This is a genomic window from Pseudomonas sp. EggHat1 (assembly GCF_014892995.1).
Lineage (GTDB): Bacteria > Pseudomonadota > Gammaproteobacteria > Pseudomonadales > Pseudomonadaceae > Aquipseudomonas > Aquipseudomonas chaetocerotis.
In genome coordinates this window covers 117336-134605 of the sequence record NZ_JACKQK010000015.1, presented here as the reverse complement: position 1 = coordinate 134605, position 17270 = coordinate 117336, and the positions used below count along the sequence as shown (strand labels likewise).

Here is a 17270-nt window from a genome sequence, read left to right as displayed (position 1 = left end):
GCGCATCGCCGGCACCGTGCCCGCGCGCATCACCAGCCCGCAGCGCAACGATCCCTACAGCCATATCGATGGAGAAGGGCGCTACCGCGTCAACTTCCTGTTCGACCGGGATACCTGGCCAGCCGGCCGCGAAAGCATGTGGCTGCGCCTGGCGCGGCCCTATGCCGGCGACACCTACGGCTTGCACATGCCCTTGCTGGCCGGCACCGAAGTGGCGGTGGCCTTCGAGCAGGGCGATCCCGACCGCCCGTTCATCGCCCACGCCCTGCACACCAACCTCGAGCCTGACCACGTCACCATCCACAACCACAAGCGCAACGTACTGAGAACGCCCACCAACAACAAAATTCGCCTGGACGACACGCGTGGGCAGGAACACATCAAGGTCAGCACCGAGTACTCCGGCAAGAGCCAGCTCAACCTGGGGCATCTGGTGGATGCCAAGAAGCACAAGCGCGGCGAAGGCTTCGAGCTGCGCACCGATGATTGGGGCTCATTGCGTGCTGGCAAAGGGGTGTTCATCAGTGCCGACCAGCAAGCCAAGGCCCAGGGCCAGGTGCTGGACATGCAGCCCGCCGTCACACTGATGGAAAAAGCCGCCGACCAGCTCAAACAGTGGCAAGACATTGCCCAGGCCCACCATAGCCGGGAGTCCAACAGCGAAGGGCTGCACGACCTGCTACAGCAGAGCAAGAACCTGCAAGGCCCTGCCGTAGTGCTCAGCGCCCCCAAGGGGGTAGCGGCGGTCACCCCGGCCAGCCTGCTGCTGGGCAGCAACCAGTCCATGTACCTGCAGAGCCAGGATGAGATCAACCTCAGCGCCGCCCAGCGCCTGGCCCTGCAATCCAACCAGGCCATGTCCTTGCTCGCCCAGCGCGAAGGCATGCGCCTGGTGTCCGGCAAGGGCCCGCTGGAGATCGAGTCCCACGGCGACATCCTCAACGTCATCGCCCAGCAGGACATCACCGTCCAGTCCGTGCAGGGCCACCTGCAACTGACCGCCAAGAACGGCATCACCCTGGCCTGTGGCGGCGGCTATATCCGCATCACCCCCAGCGGCGCCATCGACATACACACACCCGGCAGGCTCAACCTGAAAGGCCAACACGTCTGGGAGAAACCCGCCAGCCAGCAATTCCCGTTGCCCGAGTTGCCTCAGTCCGTCTGCAAGGAATGCCTGCAAGCGGCGCGCAAGGAAGCGGAAGGAGTCGTACTCAGTGGACAGTGAAAACCCACACATTGCCCCAACGCAGCCTACGCCTTGGCTGGAGCAGATCGAACACACCACCTCTGAAGTCGGTTTGCACCATGTGGACCTGCTGCTGGACCAGACCGGCTGGCCTGCGTCGGCCATCCCCACGCTGCAGCGTATCCACCCCGCGATGCCCTGGTTCTCCCTGTTCAGCGGCACTCCGGAAGAACCGTTGATGGAACAGGGGCCGCTGCTGATGCGCCTGGACTTGCAGCAGTGGCAGCACAAGGCCTGGCTGGAAGACCTGATCAGGAATGCGGGCAAGGATTCGCGTCTACTGCTGCTGGTCTCCCCGCAGCCCTTTGAAGACCTGAGCCTCGTCCTGCAGGGCCTGTCGCGGATGCAGGTAGGCGGGCAGCCTGGATTACTGCGCTATTTCGACCCTCGCATATTTCCCTTGATGCTTCGCGACATCCTCGACGATCAGCAGCGTGACGCCTTCCTGCAAGTGACCAGCTTCTGGAGCTGGCTGGACCGCGACGCGCAGCCACAATGGCTACCGGGCACCTGCACCGCCGATGCGCCGCCGCCCAACGTGCCGGCACCGCTGGCGCTGACCGATGCGCAGTACGAGCTCTTTGGCTGCATCAGCAATGCGCAAAAGTTGATGGCACAGCCGGGCCTGCTTGCCCACGGCCTGAGCAACGAGCAGCAATTCAACCAGTTGTACGCCTATGCCTGTCAGGCGAGCGCGGAAGGCTATTGCGGGGAACTTATTCCGTACGTGACACAAAACATTATCCAAAACTCAGGTGAGCCCAATAACAACACGACAGCTGTGAGAGGGCGACTTGATGAAGCGACATATCAGTAAGCTCATCGCAGCGCACTGGTTATTTGGAATCCTTTGTGTGGCCTTGGCGGGCTGTTCTACGGCCGATAATGAAATGGCGGCGGGCAATTTGACTTCCGTTAATCATGTGGACGGAACGGCCATTACTTGGTTTTCCGTCAATGGCTATCGCGCTTCCGGAGGTGGTGGGGAAACTTGCTGCATTATATTGCCAGTTAAGTGGCGGCCTGGTTTGATGGCGAACGTTGAATGGGAAGTTGATCCTGATCGATGGATGAAGCTTCCCTCCGTGACGTCTCCCGAGTTTCAGGCAGCATATGCCAAACATGCTGCTAACTACCAGCGCTATACAAGCACGGTGGAGATTCCAGAATATCAGGAGAAGCGCTGTGGTTTAACTGTACATTTTCTCCCTTGCCAGCAGGTCAAGGTTACGACCTCTTGCTGGGCTGTCAGTGCACCACAATATCCAATAAAAGATCCACTTCGTATGAAGGAACCCGACGTATGTACGAAGTAGCCGACTGCCTGTTTTCGAGGCAGGTCATTGATGAAAGTCGGTTGGTTTTCATCAATCACTTGTAAGTAATCACAAGAGGGATATGAAGATGAGTGCTGGGATAAAGCGGGTGTTCGTTTGGCAATGGCAGTAGTGTTTCGGGCTGCTGGGTTTGATTTTGGCGGGTTGTTCCACGGCGGACAACGAAATGGCAGCGGGCAGTGTTCGTGCGGTTAACCATGTGGATGGCACAGCCATTAACTGGTTCAAGGTGAACGGTTATCGTGCGCATGGGGGCGGCGGGGATCAATGCTGTATCGGTCTGCCGTTCAAGTGGCGCCCAGGCTTGGTCGTGAATATTGAATGGGAAGTTGATCCTGATCCATTTGCGAAGTCTCCTCCTTTAGGGACGGATGAATTTCGGACGTTTATGGATAAGCATGAGCTAAATTATCGACGCTACAGCACTCAGGTAGAGATTCCGGAATATCAAGAAAAGGTCTGTGGTTTGACCGTGCATTTCCTGACCTGCCAGCAGGTGAAAGTGACAACTTCTTGTTATGGAACCTCTTCTCCGCAGTATCCGATCAAGGAACCGCGCCATATGAAGGAGCCGGTCGTATGTGCGAAGTAGTCGATTGCCTGTTTTTGAGTCAGGTCATTGATGGAAGTCGGTTGGTTTTCATCAGTCACTTGTAAGTAATCACAAGAGGGATATGAAGGTGAGTGCAGGGATAAGACGAATATTTGTTTGGCAGTGGTGTTTCGGGCTGCTGTGTTTGCTCCTGGCGGGTTGCTCCACGGCGGACAATGAAATGTCGGCGGGCAGTATTCGTGCGGTTAACCATGTGGATGGGACAGCTATTAACTGGTTCAAGGTGAATGGATATCGCGCGTCCGGGGGCGGCGGGGATCAGTGTTGCATTGTCATGCCTGATAAATGGCGCCCAGGATTGATCGTGAATATTGAATGGGAAGTTGATCCTGATCGATGGGCAAAGTTGCCAGGCTTTGATGATCCTAACTATCTAGCTGCATATGCAAAGCACAAGGCCAACTACAAACAATACAGCACCCAGGTGGAGATTCCGGAATATCAAGAAAAGGTCTGTGGTTTGACCGTGCATTTTCTGGCCTGCCAGCAGGTAAAAGTGGCGACTTCTTGTTATGGCACTTCCTCTCCGCAGTATCCGATCAAGGAACCGCGCCATATGAAGGAGCCGGCCGTATGTACGAAGTAGCCGATAAGGAAAGCAAGGCCAAGGTACTGGCGCCACCAGCGTTTCCAAAAGGGGGTCGCCTGCCGGGCACACTTCGTGCGGTGGGAGAGAACTATGCTTTGCAGACACGCGAGTCCGACAGGTACAAGCGGGCAAAGGACGAAAATGGCCGGAGCCAGCATGGCAAATGCTGCCAGGCGGTGCATATCAGCCTGTTCTTCGATGGCACCAACAATAACGAATACAACGATACGAAGCCGGAGAATCTCCACCCCACCATATTGTCCGGTTGGACCACGCCTCGTTTTGAGTCAGGTCATTGATGAAAGTCGATCGATTTCCATCAGTTACTTGTAAGTAATAACAAGAGGGATATGAAGATGAGTGCAGGGATAAGACGGATATTCGTTTGGCAGTGGTGTTTTGGATTGTTAGGTTCGCTTCTGGCGGGTTGTTCCACAGCGGACAATGAAATGGCGGCAGGCAATTTGACTTCCGTCAATCATGTAGACGGAACGGCCATCAATTGGCTGTCGGTCAATGGCTATCGAACGGCCGGTGGCGGTGGCCGTGCCTGCTGCATCGGTCTGCCGTTCAAGTGGCGCCCAGGCTTGGTCGCGAATATTGAATGGGAAGTTGATCCTGATCCATATGCTTATTCTAAGTGGCCGCCATTGGGTACTGATGGTTATAGGGCGGCGCAGGTCAAGCATAAGGCCAACTATCAGCACTATAAAACCACGGTAGAGATTCCGGAATATCAGGAAAAGGTCTGTGGTTTGAACGTGCATTTTCTCCCCTGTCAGGAAGTCAAGGTGACCACTTCCTGCAGGATGGTGGGTGAGCCGCAGTACCCGATCAAGGAACCCCTCCATATGAAGGAGCCTGCTGTATGTACGAAGTAGCCGATAAGGAAAACAAGGCCAAGGTACTGGTACCCCCAGCGTTTCCGAAGGCAGGACGGTTACCGGGGACACCTCGGGTAGTGGGGGAAAACTACAGCTTACAGACACGCGAGTCCGACAGGTACAAGCGGGCAAAGGACAAAAATGGCCGTAGCCAGCATGGCAAATGCTGCCAGGCGGTGCATATCAGCCTGTTCTTCGATGGCACCAACAATAACGAGCCCAATGATACGAAGCCGGACAATCCCCACCCCACCAATATCGCTCGGCTGTATCACGCCTCGTACCGAAATGCGGAGGCGGAGAAAATGGGGTACTTCTCCTATTACATGCCCGGCGTGGGCACGCCATTCCCGAAAATTGGCGAGTTGGATTACAGCGATGAAGGTCTTCAATACGCACGGGGTGGCGAGGACCGTATCAATTGGGCGCTGGTGCAGGTAGCCAGTGCGCTGAGTTTTGCCGTGACCAGGGACGGTATCGATATCCGCGCTTCCAAGGGCTATGTCGAGGAGATGGGCACCTGGCGGCTCCCCTTGATGATCGGCCTGGGTGCCGGCAAGCGCCAGCGAGTGATGGGCCGCTTGCTGAAGCCGTTGGGACTCAAGATGAAGACGGCATCGCTTACCCCCCGGCCACTGAAGGTCAAGCTGTACGTGTACGGCTTTTCCCGCGGGGCGGCGGAGGCGCGCACCTTCGTCACCTGGCTGGCGGAGTTGTTCGAAACGCCCGAGGGCGCGGACAAGCCGCTGCAGCAACTGGCCGGGCTGGAGGTCAGCGTGGAGTTTCTCGGCCTGCTGGATACCGTGGCTTCGGTGGGCATTGCCCATGCCGCGCCATTCTTCGCTGGCCATATGGACTGGGCCGACGACAGCCAACTGCTGCCGAGCGCGGAAAAGTACCCCGATCTGGTCAAGTGCTGCCGACACTTCGTGGCGGCCCACGAGCAGCGTTCGTGCTTCCCGCTGGATTCGATCCGCAACGAGGAGGGGCTTTACCCGACCATCGCCCAGGAGGTGGTGTACCCCGGCGTGCACTCGGACGTGGGCGGCGGCTACCAGCAGAACGATCAGGGCAAGGCGCGCAATGGCACCCATGAGCTGCTGTCGCAGATCACCCTGCATGACCTGTACGCCGAGGCCTTTGCGGCTGGCGCGCCCTTGCAGGTGCCGGAAGAGGTGCTGCCCGACTTGCTGAAGGAGGAGGCAGCTTGGCGAGTGATGTCTGAATCCACAGTCACCGAGTTCGACATCAGCCCCGAAACCATCGAACGCTTCAACGCCTGGCGCCTGAAGACTCTCGGCCTGCCCAACGAACCCAACACCGAATCACCCTGGCTGTACGAGGCGGTCGAGGTGAACAAGACGCTGGAGGAGGTACTGGCCGACCAGTTGTACTGGATCACCGGCTGGCGTATCGGCCGCTACGCCAATGGCAGTTACGCGAATCAACCTTTCTACAAGGAAGCCACCGAGCACAAGGGCCAAATAGAAGAGATCGCGCGGGGTAAGAACGCTGCGGAGAAGGCGAAAGCCAAGAAGGGTCGCGAAGACAACCCCGAGAGTGCCGAGAATTTTCCCGGGCCGCCGATTTATGAGCCGTGGATCGACAAGACCCAGATCGAGCAGGCCGCAACCGAGTTCCGCACCGACTACCAGGATATCGCCCGCGAGCAAACCAGCTATCTCGGTGTGGTGGTGGACGTGGTGCTGCGTGGCGGCGCCTACCTGATGAACGATGACGACGAGCGCCGGGACTACGGCGAGATTCGGCAGCAGGGCGTGGCATACAGCAAGCTGTTGTTCCGCGACGCCGTCGGTACGCCCAGCGCCGACCCCCAGATGGCATTGGTGGTGGCTATGTTCGATGAGCAGGTGCACGACTCGCGCGCCTGGTTCATGCATGACGCTCTCGGTAGCCGAGAGCTGTGGGCCGGGTACTTCTTCTACCGGATGATCTACTTCGGCAATGAGAGCAGCCGCCGCCTGACGCCGATGATGATAGCCGGCAAGCTGATTGGCGTGGCCATCGTGGCGGGCACTACCGTGTACGGGGTGCGCCTGCTGCGCGGCAAGCACCGTGGGGCACTGGGCGCGGGGCTGGGTGCGTTGGGGGCGATCGGTGGGGTGCTGGGCGGCCTGGCGGCGGCCGGCGTGGCCTATGAGGTGATCGACCTGGCTACCGGCGCGGTGGTGCCCTTCCTGCCCGGCGCGGACGAGTTGCTCAAGCCGACCTACGACATCGGCACCGTGGTGGCGCAGCAGAAGCGCGAGATGGCGCTGGAGGACTATGCCGAGCGCATGCAGCGGAGCATCGACTTCCTGCGTCAGAGTGGCAGCCTGATCGAACAGATCAAGGCGGTGGTCGCATGATCCCCTTGGTGCGTGCAGGCGATCCGCTACGGCCGTTCGGCGGTGAGGTGCTGGAGGGGCATTACCTGGCTTTCGGCAAGCCGGTGGCCTGTATGGGCGATGCGGCGCGCTGCAACAAGCACGGGCTGACACGCATTGCCCAGGGTGTACCCGAGACCACGATGGACGGTCGGCCAGTGGCGTTGGATGGCTATCGTTGCGAGTGCGGTTGCACGGTTGTCAGCACGCTGGCCGGTACGGATATGGTGGTGGCGCCGTGATTTATCCGCCGCAGTACCCGGACTACGTGGAACCGGGCAAGCCACACTGGCGCCGCTGGTGGTTGGCCTTGCTGCTGTTGTGGGGCGGGCAGTCGGCGCTGCTGATGGCGCTGTGGCCAGAGCATCGGCCAAGGGTCGAGCTGTGGCTGTGGAGCGCGGTCCTGCCACTGCTGTGGGCCCTGGCGTTGGCCTTGCGCTATCTGGTTTGGCAGATCGGGTTGGGAAATCGCGAGGCTTACCGTGGCGTCATCGACACCGCGTTGCAACGCTGGTGGCGCGCGCGCAGCCGTGGGTTGCCGGTCGAGCAGGTGCTGCTGTTCGGCCCGGAGGGTGAGCAGCAGTCGTATTACACCCGCTTGATGACAGGGACGGCGCCCCTGCCGTCGCCGCAGGTGCCCAGCCCCGGGGCGCCGACGGTGCTGCGTTGCCCGCTATCGACAAACCTGACGAGCCAGCGTGCTCCCCTGATCGCTCAACACTTGGCGCATATGCTGCTGGCGCAGAGCGGCATGAGGGCGCGTTGGTCGCATCTGCGCGGCCTGGCCTGGCATGGCACGGCGGAGAGTTACCAGGCCTTTGCCTCGGTACTCCGCGCTGCCGGGGTGAGCCTGCCAGAGCAGGCGTTACCGCTGGTCGATCTACCGACTCTGGACTGGTTGATCGATGGCTTCCCTCGATTGTGTCCCGAGGAGGAGCACTGGTTACTGTGCGCCGGGGTTGCCAGCGTGGAACAGGCTGCGGCTGAGCGCCTGGCGGGTGAGGCCGGGTTTGCCTGGCTGGTCAGCCATGCCCCTGTGAGCCAGTTGAAGCGGGGTGAGTATCTACAGGCCGACCAGGGTGAACGCGCCGCCGAGCTTTGCGCGCAGATGCAGCGCTACGCCAATCTGGATGCCGCGCCGGCGGCGTGCCTGGCGATGGATGCAGAGAGCCTGGGGGCATTCGCTGAGGGCGGCTGGCCGGCTAATGAGCACCTGCTCGCTGCATATTGGGGTGTGCTGGATAACTTGGCGCCTTTTATTGGTATGTCCGTGGCGCTGCTGCATAGCGCGGGCACCGGGCAGGCCTGCGGCTGGCTGAGCCGTGATGGTGAGAATCGCTTGGCGATGGGAGTGGCGGTGCCGCATGGCAAAGGAAAATAACCCACAGAAGGCGTCGCATTTACCCAGGGTAGTGGGCTACGCCGCGTTTACCTTCTTGCTGGTGGCCGTAGGTTGCCTGCTGTACGGATTGCTCGCTGAACACCAGGGTTGGCCTGTATTGCCGCCGTCGGATTTGGCCATGCGAGGCTTGGTGAGCTGGGCGGGCCTGCTGATGTTCTGCCCGTTCTTCCTCTGGGCATGGAACCGCCTCTCGGTAGACAAGGCATTGAGTGTGACGGGGGCTGCGGATGCGGATGCCAGGGAGCAGGGCACGACCCCTCGGCACAAAGTGGATATCGCCGCGCAACTGCTTGACCATTTGCCGAACCAGTATGGTTACTTCTGGAAGCGCAAGGTCCGCTTGCTGCTGGTCGTCGGCGAACCCGAGCAGATCGAGGCGGTAGCGCCGGGGCTGTCCAGGCGGCAGTGGCTGGAAGGACAGGACACCGTGCTGCTGTGCGGCGGCTCGTTGAGCGGGCAGTGGCAAAGCGATGTGGCTGAATTGCTGAAGACGCTGCGCCGCTCGCGGCCGCTGGATGGCATCGTCTGGGCACTGAGCGAGTCGCAGCGCAATGACGTGGCCGTCCTCAGTACTGGCGTGCGTCAGTTGCGCGGCTTGGGCCAGGCGCTGCGCTGGCAGGCGCCGTTGTACCTGTGGCAGGTCTGCTCCAGCCAATGGGATCAAGCCAGTCGTGAGACGCAGCCGGTGGGTTGCCTGTTGCCGACGAAAGTCACCGCCGAGCAGATCGAGGCGTCGTTGCGTGAACTGGTGGTGCCGCTGCGCGGACGCGGGATAGGCCAACTCGCCGAGCACGCTCACCATGACTTCCTGCTGCGCCTGTCCCGTGATCTTGAGCGCAGCGGCATTAGCCAGTGGCGTCAGGCGCTGGCTCCTTTCCTGGCTCAGTTCAAGCGGTCGTTGCCGCTGCGCGGCCTGCTGTTTAGCCCGACACTTTCCGGTATCGCTACCGGTACACCGAATGCATGGTGGCCGGAGGCGAGCTGGGGTGCAGTCCTGAATGACCGACAGACCCGTGGCCGGCGCTTCGCCTGGTCCTGGACGCATGGCGTCTATGTCGGCGCGCTCTGTCTCGCCGGCCTCTTTGCCCTGGCGCTGCTGCTGTCGTTCACCAGCAACCGCAGCCAGATCGCCACTGTGGAGTCGGCGTTGGCGACCCTCAACGCCCCCGGCGATGCGGATGCGCAGCTCAAGGCCCTGCACGAATTGACCCGCGAGATGTCGCGCCTGGATTACCGCCGCGAGCATGGCGAGCCGTGGTACCTGCGTTTTGGCCTGAGCCAGAACGATGCGCTGCTGGCCGTGCTGTGGCCGCGCTACACCCAGGTCAACAATCGGCTGATGCGTGACGTGGCGGCCAAGCACCTGGAGCAGCAGTTGGCAGCCTTCGCCGCCTTGCCGGCGGGCAGTCCCGAGCGCGCTGCACGTGCCGCAGAGGCCCATGCTCAGCTCAAGGCCTACCTGATGATGGCGCGCCCGGAAAAGGCCGACCCGCAGTTCCTGACGCGGGTGCTGGCCGGTGAGCAAGCCGAACGCCCCGGCGTCACGCCCGGCCTCTGGCAAGCGCTGTCGCCCAACCTGTGGGCGTTCTACGCGCAGCACCTGGCGGCACACCCCGAGTGGCGCACCGAGACTCAGCCCAGCCTCGTGGCCCAGGCCCGGCAAGTGCTGCTGGGGCAACTGGGGCAGCGTAACGGCATGGCCACTCTGTACCAGCAGGTGATCGACCGGGCGAGCAACAACTTCGCGGCGATGACCTTGCAGGACATGGTGGGCGAAACCGATGCAACGACCCTGTTCGATACGCCCAACAGCGTACCCGGCGTCTTCACCCGCCAGGCCTGGGAGAACCAGGTGAGCAAGGCCATTGACGAAGTCGCCGAAGCGCGCCGCGAGGAAATCGACTGGGTGTTGAGCGACCAGCAGGGCACGCTCGACAGCGAGCTGCAACCCGAGGTGCTCAAGGCCCGCCTGACCGAGCGCTACTTCCAGGAATTCAGCGACGCCTGGCTGGCCTTCCTCAACAGCATCCGCTGGCGCAAGGCGGACAGCCTGTCCGACGCCATCAGCCAGCTCACCCTGCTCAGCGACGTGCGCCAATCACCGCTGATCGCCTTGATGAACACCCTGGCCTACCAGGGCAAGACCGAAGCCAAGGGCGAGGCCCTCAGCGACTCGCTGATGAAATCGGCGCAGCAGCTTCTGGACCGGGACAAACAGCCGATGATCGATCAGCAGGTCGCCGGCCCGCGCGGGCCGCTGGACGCGACCTTCGGCCCCATTCTGGCCTTGCTCGGCAAGGAAAAGTCCGCGGCTGCGGCGGGCGATAACCTGAGCCTGCAAGCCTTCCTCACCCGCGTCACACGGGTGCGCCTGAAGCTGCAGCAGATCACCACCGCTAGCGACCCGCAGGCGATGACCCAGGCCCTGGCGCAGACAGTGTTCCAGGGCAAGAGCGTCGACCTCACCGATACCCTCGACTACGGCAGCCTGATCGCGGCCAGCCTGGGGGCGCAGTGGAATGGCTTTGGCCATAACCTTTTCGTGCAGCCACTGAACCAGGCCTGGGAAGGTGTGCTGCAACCTGCGGCCCTCAGCCTGAACCGTCAATGGCAACGGGCAATCGTCGGCAACTGGCAGCGCGCCTTCGAGGGTCGCTATCCATTCGCCGCCACCGGCAGCGATGCCTCCTTGCCGATGCTGGGGCAGATGATTCGTGGCGATACGGGGCGGATCGACCAGTTCATCAGCAGCCAACTGGGCGGCGTGCTGCGCAAGGAAGGCAACCGCTGGGTGGCCGACAGTGGCAACAGCCAGGGGCTTCGCTTCAATCCGCAGTTCCTCGAGGCCGTGAACCAGCTCAGCGACCTGGCGGACATCCTGTACACCGATGGTGGCATGGGCATGAGCTTCGAGTTGCAGGCCAAACCGGTACGCAGCGTGGTAGAGACCACCCTCATCCTCGACGGCGTGACCTTGGAGTACTTCAACCAGATGGAGAGCTGGAAGCCGTTCAACTGGCCGGGGGGCACCTCTCGTCCCGGTGTGTCGCTGAGCTGGACCAGCCTCAAGGGCGGCGCGCGATTGTTTGCAGACCACTCGGGAACCTGGGGGCTGATCCGCCTGTTGGAACAGGCCCGGGTCACGGCGCTGGACAGCAGCGACACCTTGTTCGAGCTGGTGCTGACCGCCCCGGACAAGCTGCCGCTGACCTGGCACCTGCGCACCGAGCTGGGCAATGGGCCGCTGGCCTTGCTGCAGCTGCGGGGTTTCTCGCTGCCGATGACGATCTTCGAGGTGGGTGAGGGGCAATCCCTGCCTTACGCCAACCTCGATGCGTTCGAACACGTGCCGCACATGAATGGATTCAGGATGCGCCCATGACCTTACAAGAATTGATTTCTACCTGCCTGGACGGGCAGGACGCCGTAGCGCTGGCCAAGGCGCAGACGGCTGATTGGGAAGCGTGGCTGGCACCGATCAGCCCGGCATCGGTCGTGGGGCAGGACCCCGGCTACGACGACGACTTCCAGCATATGCGCGAAGAGGTCAACAAGCTGTCCGGGGCGGATGTCGAGCGGGTGATGCGATTGGCCGAGCAACTGCTGAAGCAGCGCTGCAAGGATCTGCGGATCGCCACCTATTACCTCTGGGCGCGTACGCAACGTGATGGTGAGGCGGGGCTCGCCGATGGCCTGGAGCTGCTGGCGGCGCTACTCGAACGCTTCGCCGGCCAGGTGCTGCCAGTGCGTCCGAACAGCCGGCGCATGGCGCTGGAGTGGGTGGCCAGCGGCAAGGTGCTGGACAGCCTGTCGCTGTTCCCCGAGGTGGTCAAGGCCGAGGCGCAGCGCACCGTTGCCGCGTTGGCCTGGCTGGAGCAGATCGTTGCCGCATGGCCGGAAGTTGAGCGGCCGGAGTTGGGGTCGCTGTATGCGGCCCTGGGCGCGCGCCTCACCCAATCGGGCGGCGTCAACGCCTTGGTCCCGCAGAACAGTGCCGCGCAGGGTGAACCTACTCCCCACACGAAGGCGCCGGTTGTGCCGGCGATCAAGTCTGGCCGCGATCTGCTGGACAGCGGCAAGGCCCTGGCCAATTACCTGCGTGACCAACCCCAGGGCTGGCTGGCCGCTCACCGCCTGCTGACCAGCCTGCGCTGGGATACCGTGCATCAATCGCCGCCACAGGAGGCCAACGGCAATACCCGCCTGGCGCCGCCGCGCACGGAGTACCGCGCACACCTCAAGCGTCTGTACCTGCAGCAGAACTGGACCGAGTTGCTGGATCAGGTGGAGCGGATGTATGCCGAAGGGGTGAACCACTTCTGGCTGGATCTGCAGTGGTACCTCTACCAGGGCCTGAGCAAGTTGGGCGTTCCCTACGAGGGCTGGGCGGACATCATCACGTGCGATCTGAGGATGCTGCTCGAGCGCCTGCCGGGGCTCGAACAACTGCGCTGGAACGACGGCACGCCGTTCGCCGATGAGCCCACCCGCGAGTGGATCACGCAGCACGTCAGCGGCAATCAGCCGGCCACCTGGATATCCACGGCCGTCATCGCCACCTCGGCAACAGATGACATTCTGGCGCTGGAAAGCGGAGCACTGGCCCAGGCCGATAGCGATGGCGTCGAGGCCGCGCTGGCCTGGCTGGCGGCACGCCCCGACGTGAACAGCGGCCGGCAGCGCTGGCTGCTGCGCCTGCTGATGGCGCGGGTGGCCGAGCAGTACGGCAAGAGCGACCTGGCCATTCATCTACTGGTGGAACTCGACAGTGTCGCCCAGCAACAGCACCTGAATGCCTGGGAGCCGGAGTTGGGGTTCGAGGTCAAGGCACGCTTGCTCAAGCTGCTGCGTCAGAAAGCGCAGCGCAATGACGTAGACAAGGCGAGCCTGGCGCAACGTATGGATGGCTTGCTGTCTGCCCTGGTGGCCGTCGATCCGGTTCGCGCTGCGGTGCTTTGTGGTTAAGCCCCTTTTACTTTTTTGGGAATTCAGTGGTGAGCATGGACAATCTGACGTTGCGCTATTTCGATGCGGAAATGCGCTACCTGCGTGAGGCGGGCAAGGAGTTTGCCGAAGCGTTCCCGGATCGGGCGTCGCAGCTCAACCTGGATAAGGCCGGTGCGCGCGATCCTTACGTGGAGCGGCTGTTCGAAGGCTTCGCCTTCCTCATGGGACGCCTGCGCGAGAAACTCGACGACGACCTGCCGGAGCTGACCGAGGGCCTGGTTAGCCTGCTGTGGCCGCACTATCTGCGCACCATACCCTCGCTGTCGGTGGTCGAACTGGTGCCGGACATTCGCGAGATGAAGCGCTGCGAAATCGTCCCCAAGGGCTTCGAAGTGCTGTCGCAGCCGATAGGCCCCAAACGGACACGCTGCCGCTATACCACCACCCAGGACGTGACGCTGAACCCGATGACTATCGAGTCGGTACGTGTGGCCAGCGAGCCGGACGGGCGCTCGGTGCTGCGCCTGCGCTTCGCCTGTAGCCCCTTGGCGGACTGGTCGTTGAACGACCTCAGCCGCCTGCCGTTGTACCTCAATGCCGATGGTCCGCTGGCCTGCGCGCTGCACCGTGCGTTGACGCTCAATGCCCAGGCACTCTACGTGCGGATGCCGGGCCAGACCGACCGCGTGCAGCTCGATGGCCATTTCTCGCCCAAGGGCTTTGGTGATGATGACCGTCTGTGGCCCAAGGGCGACAGTGCCTTCAGCGGTTACCAGTTGCTGCTGGAGTACTTCACCTTCCGCGAAAAATTCATGTTCGTCACACTCTGCGGTCTGGAGCAAATGCCCGTCGTGCCGGAGCTGTCAGGCTTCGAGTTGGACGTGGTGCTGAGTGAGCAGTGGCCGCATGAATTCGTGGTGACGGCCGAACATCTTCGACTCCACGCCGTGCCGGTGATCAACCTGTTCGTCCTGGAATCCGACCCGCTGACGCTGTTGCCGCTGCAGACCGACTATCTGTTGCGGCCGATGCGCCTGCAGGATGGCCACACCGAGATCTATTCGGTGGACAGCGTCTCGTCCTCCAGGCACACGACCCAGCGCGACTACGTGCCCTTCAGCAGTTTCCGCCACAAGGGCGGCATGCTGCGCGATGAGGCGCCGGAGCGTTACTTCCACACGCGGATGAAGCGCGGTGCCAATGGCATGCACGACACCTGGCTGATACTCGGTGGTGAAGGGTTCGATGCCGATCGCCTGAGCGAGACCGAGAGTCTGTCCCTGCGTCTGACCGGCACCAACGGCCAACTCCCGCGCAAGGCACTGCAGAGCACCTTGCTGGACTCATTGGTGAAGTCGCCGCTGGCCGGTCTGAAGGTGCGCAACCTCTGTGCGCCGACGCTGCCGTGCTACCCGCCCAATCAGGACCGATTCCACTGGCGGGTATTGAGCCACCTGGGCTCGAACTTCCTGCCCATGCTGGACAACGCCGAAGTGCTGCGCGGCACCCTGGCGCTCTATGACTGGACTCACAGCGAACTGAATCGCCGGCGCCTGGCGGCCATCGTCGAGGTGCGCCATCACCTGATCCAGCGCTTCGAAAAGGGCTTCTTGCTACGCGGCGTGGACATCGAGGTAACGCTGGATGCCAACGGCTTCAGCGGCGAAGGCGACATCAGCCTGTTCGGCGAGATGCTCAATCGCTTCTTCGCCCTGTATGCCGATATCCATCTGTTCAACCAGCTCACGCTGATCCTGCAACCCACCGGAAAGTGCCTGCGATGGAACGAGAACCACAGTCAGCGTATTCCAGGCTGAAGGCCAGCGGCCTGCTGGAGACCGTGGCGGGGCGCATTGCCGAAGCCAATGTGTACCGCTTCTGCCAGTTGCTTGAAGCGGCGGCGCCGGACAATCCACCGCTGGGCACGACCACTCGCCCCAGTGACGATGCTGTGCGCTTTCGTCCGCACCCTGGCATGGGTTTTCCCGCCGGCGAGCTGAAGGCCATCGAGTACGACGAGGAGCACCCAGAACGTCCGCCGACGGTGCGCACGCGCTTGCTCGGTCTGTACGGTGTCGACTCGCCACTGCCGACGGCCTACCTGGACGACATCGCCCAGCGTCGCGAGGGGCATGAGGCACTGGAGGCCTTCCTCGACATCTTCAATCACCGCATCTTCACCCAGTTCTACCGGATCTGGCGCAAGTACTCTTACCCGGCCACCTTCGAGGCGGGCGGGACTGACAAGACCTCGCAATGCCTGCTGGGTCTGATCGGTCTGGGCATCCCGGGAACGGCGAACCATGTCGCCACGCCGGTTTCGCGCTTCCTGGCCCTGCTCAGCGTGATGCGCCTGCCTACAAGAAATGCCGAGGGCATCGGTGCCCTGGTGAAGTTGTTGGCACCGAACACCCAGGTACGGGTAACGCCGCACTGGCCCCGCAAGGTGCCACTGGCTCAGCCGGCCTGTCTGTCGCGAGAAAACCCGGTCAGCCTCTCTCAGGGCACCCCATTGGGAGCCATGGGCGCGGATGCCAATAGCCAGGTGCGGCTGGAGCTGATCACCGAGGACCTCACCGAAGCTCAGGGTTGGTTGCCAGGGCGGCAACTGCACACCGATCTGTTGGTGCTCCTGCGGGTGTACCTGGGCTGGCGTTGCACTGCCAAGCTTGCGCTCACCTTGCCGGTGAAATGCCTGCTCAAACCGGTGCTGGGCGGCCCTCCGGTATGGCTGGGGCTGACCGGTCTGCTGGGCCTGGATCCTGAACATCCAGACCGTGCTGATCAGCCAGGCATCACCATCAACCTCGGCCGCTACCAGGGATTGACCGAAAACACGAAAACCAGGGAGACACAGCATGTCGCGTATCGGATTTAAGACGCCACTGGCCGTCGTGGCGCTTGCTTGCATGCTTGGCGGCTGCGGGCTGACGCAGCGCGCTGTGGAGGGAGGCAGCACTATTGCGCAGGGCATTTTCTACAAGCAGGTCAAGGTCCTGCACCTGGACCTGAATGCCCGAGCGGCACTCAATACCGACAGCACCGACATGTCCGGTCTGTCGGTCTCGACGCTGGTGCGGGTCTATCAACTGAAGGCGCGCAAATCCCTCGAGTCGGCGGACTACCAGCGCTTGCTCGACGAGGGCGATAGTGTTCTGGGTGCAGACCTGCTGGATTCGCAGCGGTTGCTGGTGAAGCCCGATGAGGGGGCACAACTGAACGTGCCACTGTCTCCATATGCGCAGTACGTTGCCGTCGTCGCACTGTTCCGCTCGCCAGAGATGCACAAGGACACCTGGCGCGTCGTACTGGCCCGCGAGGATCTGGAGCCGGACCAGCCACGGGTGATCGAACTGGGCGACAACGCGCTGAACCTGGTGCCATTGCCGAAAAAGGATTCCTGGTGGTGAGTGAACAGAATCCGTCGCTCTACGAACTGCTGCTGCAGAACTTCACCGGCGAGCTCGATCTGCATCGCGTGCGGGAGGAGGACCAGGTCCTGCTGTCGGTGCTGGATAACCTGCAGCGCACCCTCAACTGTCTCGCCGGCACCCTCAGCCATCTACCGGACTATGGGTTGCCGGACATGAGCCTGATCCTGCACGGAATGCCCGCTAGCGCCCACGGGTTGATGAGCACCATGACCAGCATGCTGCTCAAGTACGAGCCACGCCTGGCCAAGGTCGATATCGAACTGCTCCCGCAAGTCCTTCCCGGCCACCTGGAATATGCCGTTGCAGTGGAGCTGCACGACGGCATGCACGCGACCTTCGGTGCCACGCTTGCCCCGGAGGGCAGGGTGCTGATGCGTCACCTGAAACAACGCGAGTACCTGGCGCCGTGATGACAGGAACGCTGCTCA

The 17270-nt window shown here is 62.0% G+C and carries 16 protein-coding genes; all 16 read left to right on the top strand.

Annotation, left to right across the window (positions count from 1 at the left end):
- The coding region (locus tag INS93_RS20755; protein WP_192985347.1) for a type VI secretion system Vgr family protein at window positions 1-1228 on the top strand (1228 nt) is incomplete at its 5' end.
- Between the two features lie 10 nt (window positions 1229-1238).
- Complete coding sequence (locus INS93_RS20750; protein WP_192985353.1) at window positions 1239-2066, top strand: DUF4123 domain-containing protein; 828 nt, start codon at window positions 1239-1241, stop codon at window positions 2064-2066.
- Window positions 2047-2565 carry a DUF3304 domain-containing protein gene (locus tag INS93_RS20745; protein WP_192985346.1) on the top strand — a complete coding sequence of 173 codons (519 nt, stop codon included), beginning with the start codon at window positions 2047-2049 and terminating at the stop codon, window positions 2563-2565. Before INS93_RS20750 ends, INS93_RS20745 begins: the two co-directional genes overlap by 20 nt.
- 187 nt (window positions 2566-2752) lie before the next feature.
- On the top strand, window positions 2753-3178 hold the full coding sequence (locus INS93_RS20740) for a DUF3304 domain-containing protein (protein ID WP_192985345.1): 426 nt from the start codon (window positions 2753-2755) through the stop codon (window positions 3176-3178).
- An 82-nt stretch (window positions 3179-3260) separates the two neighbouring features.
- Window positions 3261-3785: a DUF3304 domain-containing protein gene (locus tag INS93_RS20735; protein WP_192985344.1), complete on the top strand. Its 525-nt coding sequence runs from the start codon at window positions 3261-3263 to the stop codon at window positions 3783-3785.
- A complete protein-coding gene (locus INS93_RS20730; protein WP_226945646.1) occupies window positions 3773-4087 on the top strand; it encodes a hypothetical protein in 315 nt (104 codons plus the stop codon). Before INS93_RS20735 ends, INS93_RS20730 begins: the two co-directional genes overlap by 13 nt.
- Window positions 4088-4144: 57 nt before the next feature.
- Window positions 4145-4669: a DUF3304 domain-containing protein gene (locus tag INS93_RS20725; protein ID WP_192985352.1), complete on the top strand. Its 525-nt coding sequence runs from the start codon at window positions 4145-4147 to the stop codon at window positions 4667-4669.
- Complete coding sequence (locus tag INS93_RS20720; protein WP_192985343.1) at window positions 4657-7041, top strand: T6SS phospholipase effector Tle1-like catalytic domain-containing protein; 2385 nt, start codon at window positions 4657-4659, stop codon at window positions 7039-7041. Before INS93_RS20725 ends, INS93_RS20720 begins: the two co-directional genes overlap by 13 nt.
- Window positions 7038-7301 (top strand): PAAR domain-containing protein, encoded by a 264-nt coding sequence (locus INS93_RS20715; RefSeq protein WP_192985342.1) that lies wholly within the window; start codon window positions 7038-7040, stop codon window positions 7299-7301. The genes INS93_RS20720 and INS93_RS20715 overlap by 4 nt, the downstream gene beginning before the upstream one ends.
- On the top strand, window positions 7298-8440 hold the full coding sequence (locus INS93_RS20710) for a hypothetical protein (protein WP_319017564.1): 1143 nt from the start codon (window positions 7298-7300) through the stop codon (window positions 8438-8440). Before INS93_RS20715 ends, INS93_RS20710 begins: the two co-directional genes overlap by 4 nt.
- A 139-nt stretch (window positions 8441-8579) precedes the next feature.
- A complete protein-coding gene (locus INS93_RS20705; RefSeq protein ID WP_226945645.1) occupies window positions 8580-11843 on the top strand; it encodes an ImcF-related family protein in 3264 nt (1087 codons plus the stop codon).
- Entirely contained in the window at window positions 11840-13426 is a 1587-nt protein-coding gene (tssA, locus tag INS93_RS20700) for a type VI secretion system protein TssA (RefSeq protein WP_192985340.1), read from the top strand. Before INS93_RS20705 ends, tssA begins: the two co-directional genes overlap by 4 nt.
- A gap of 29 nt (window positions 13427-13455) precedes the next feature.
- Window positions 13456-15225, top strand: a complete 1770-nt coding sequence (gene tssF, locus INS93_RS20695) for a type VI secretion system baseplate subunit TssF (RefSeq protein WP_192985339.1) — start codon at window positions 13456-13458, stop codon at window positions 15223-15225.
- Complete coding sequence (gene tssG, locus INS93_RS20690) at window positions 15189-16286, top strand: type VI secretion system baseplate subunit TssG (RefSeq protein WP_192985338.1); 1098 nt, start codon at window positions 15189-15191, stop codon at window positions 16284-16286. The genes tssF and tssG overlap by 37 nt, the downstream gene beginning before the upstream one ends.
- Window positions 16267-16818, top strand: a complete 552-nt coding sequence (gene tssJ, locus INS93_RS20685; protein ID WP_192985337.1) for a type VI secretion system lipoprotein TssJ — start codon at window positions 16267-16269, stop codon at window positions 16816-16818. Before tssG ends, tssJ begins: the two co-directional genes overlap by 20 nt.
- Window positions 16815-17252, top strand: a complete 438-nt coding sequence (tssE, locus tag INS93_RS20680; RefSeq protein ID WP_192985336.1) for a type VI secretion system baseplate subunit TssE — start codon at window positions 16815-16817, stop codon at window positions 17250-17252. The genes tssJ and tssE overlap by 4 nt, the downstream gene beginning before the upstream one ends.
- The last annotated feature ends 18 nt before the right edge of the window (window positions 17253-17270 follow it).

What these genes read in the sequence shown, in the direction of transcription:
- INS93_RS20745 (WP_192985346.1), top strand. Translation starts at nt 2,047, where the DNA reads ATGAAGCGACATATCAGTAAGCTCATCGCAGCGCACTGGTTATTTGGA.
- INS93_RS20740 (WP_192985345.1), top strand. Translation starts at nt 2,753, where the DNA reads ATGGCAGCGGGCAGTGTTCGTGCGGTTAACCATGTGGATGGCACAGCC.
- INS93_RS20735 (WP_192985344.1), top strand. Translation starts at nt 3,261, where the DNA reads ATGAAGGTGAGTGCAGGGATAAGACGAATATTTGTTTGGCAGTGGTGT.
- INS93_RS20730 (WP_226945646.1), top strand. Translation starts at nt 3,773, where the DNA reads ATGTACGAAGTAGCCGATAAGGAAAGCAAGGCCAAGGTACTGGCGCCA.
- INS93_RS20725 (WP_192985352.1), top strand. Translation starts at nt 4,145, where the DNA reads ATGAGTGCAGGGATAAGACGGATATTCGTTTGGCAGTGGTGTTTTGGA.
- INS93_RS20720 (WP_192985343.1), top strand. Translation starts at nt 4,657, where the DNA reads ATGTACGAAGTAGCCGATAAGGAAAACAAGGCCAAGGTACTGGTACCC.
- INS93_RS20715 (WP_192985342.1), top strand. Translation starts at nt 7,038, where the DNA reads ATGATCCCCTTGGTGCGTGCAGGCGATCCGCTACGGCCGTTCGGCGGT.
- INS93_RS20705 (WP_226945645.1), top strand. Translation starts at nt 8,580, where the DNA reads ATGCGAGGCTTGGTGAGCTGGGCGGGCCTGCTGATGTTCTGCCCGTTC.
- tssA (WP_192985340.1), top strand. Translation starts at nt 11,840, where the DNA reads ATGACCTTACAAGAATTGATTTCTACCTGCCTGGACGGGCAGGACGCC.
- tssG (WP_192985338.1), top strand. Translation starts at nt 15,189, where the DNA reads ATGGAACGAGAACCACAGTCAGCGTATTCCAGGCTGAAGGCCAGCGGC.
- tssJ (WP_192985337.1), top strand. Translation starts at nt 16,267, where the DNA reads ATGTCGCGTATCGGATTTAAGACGCCACTGGCCGTCGTGGCGCTTGCT.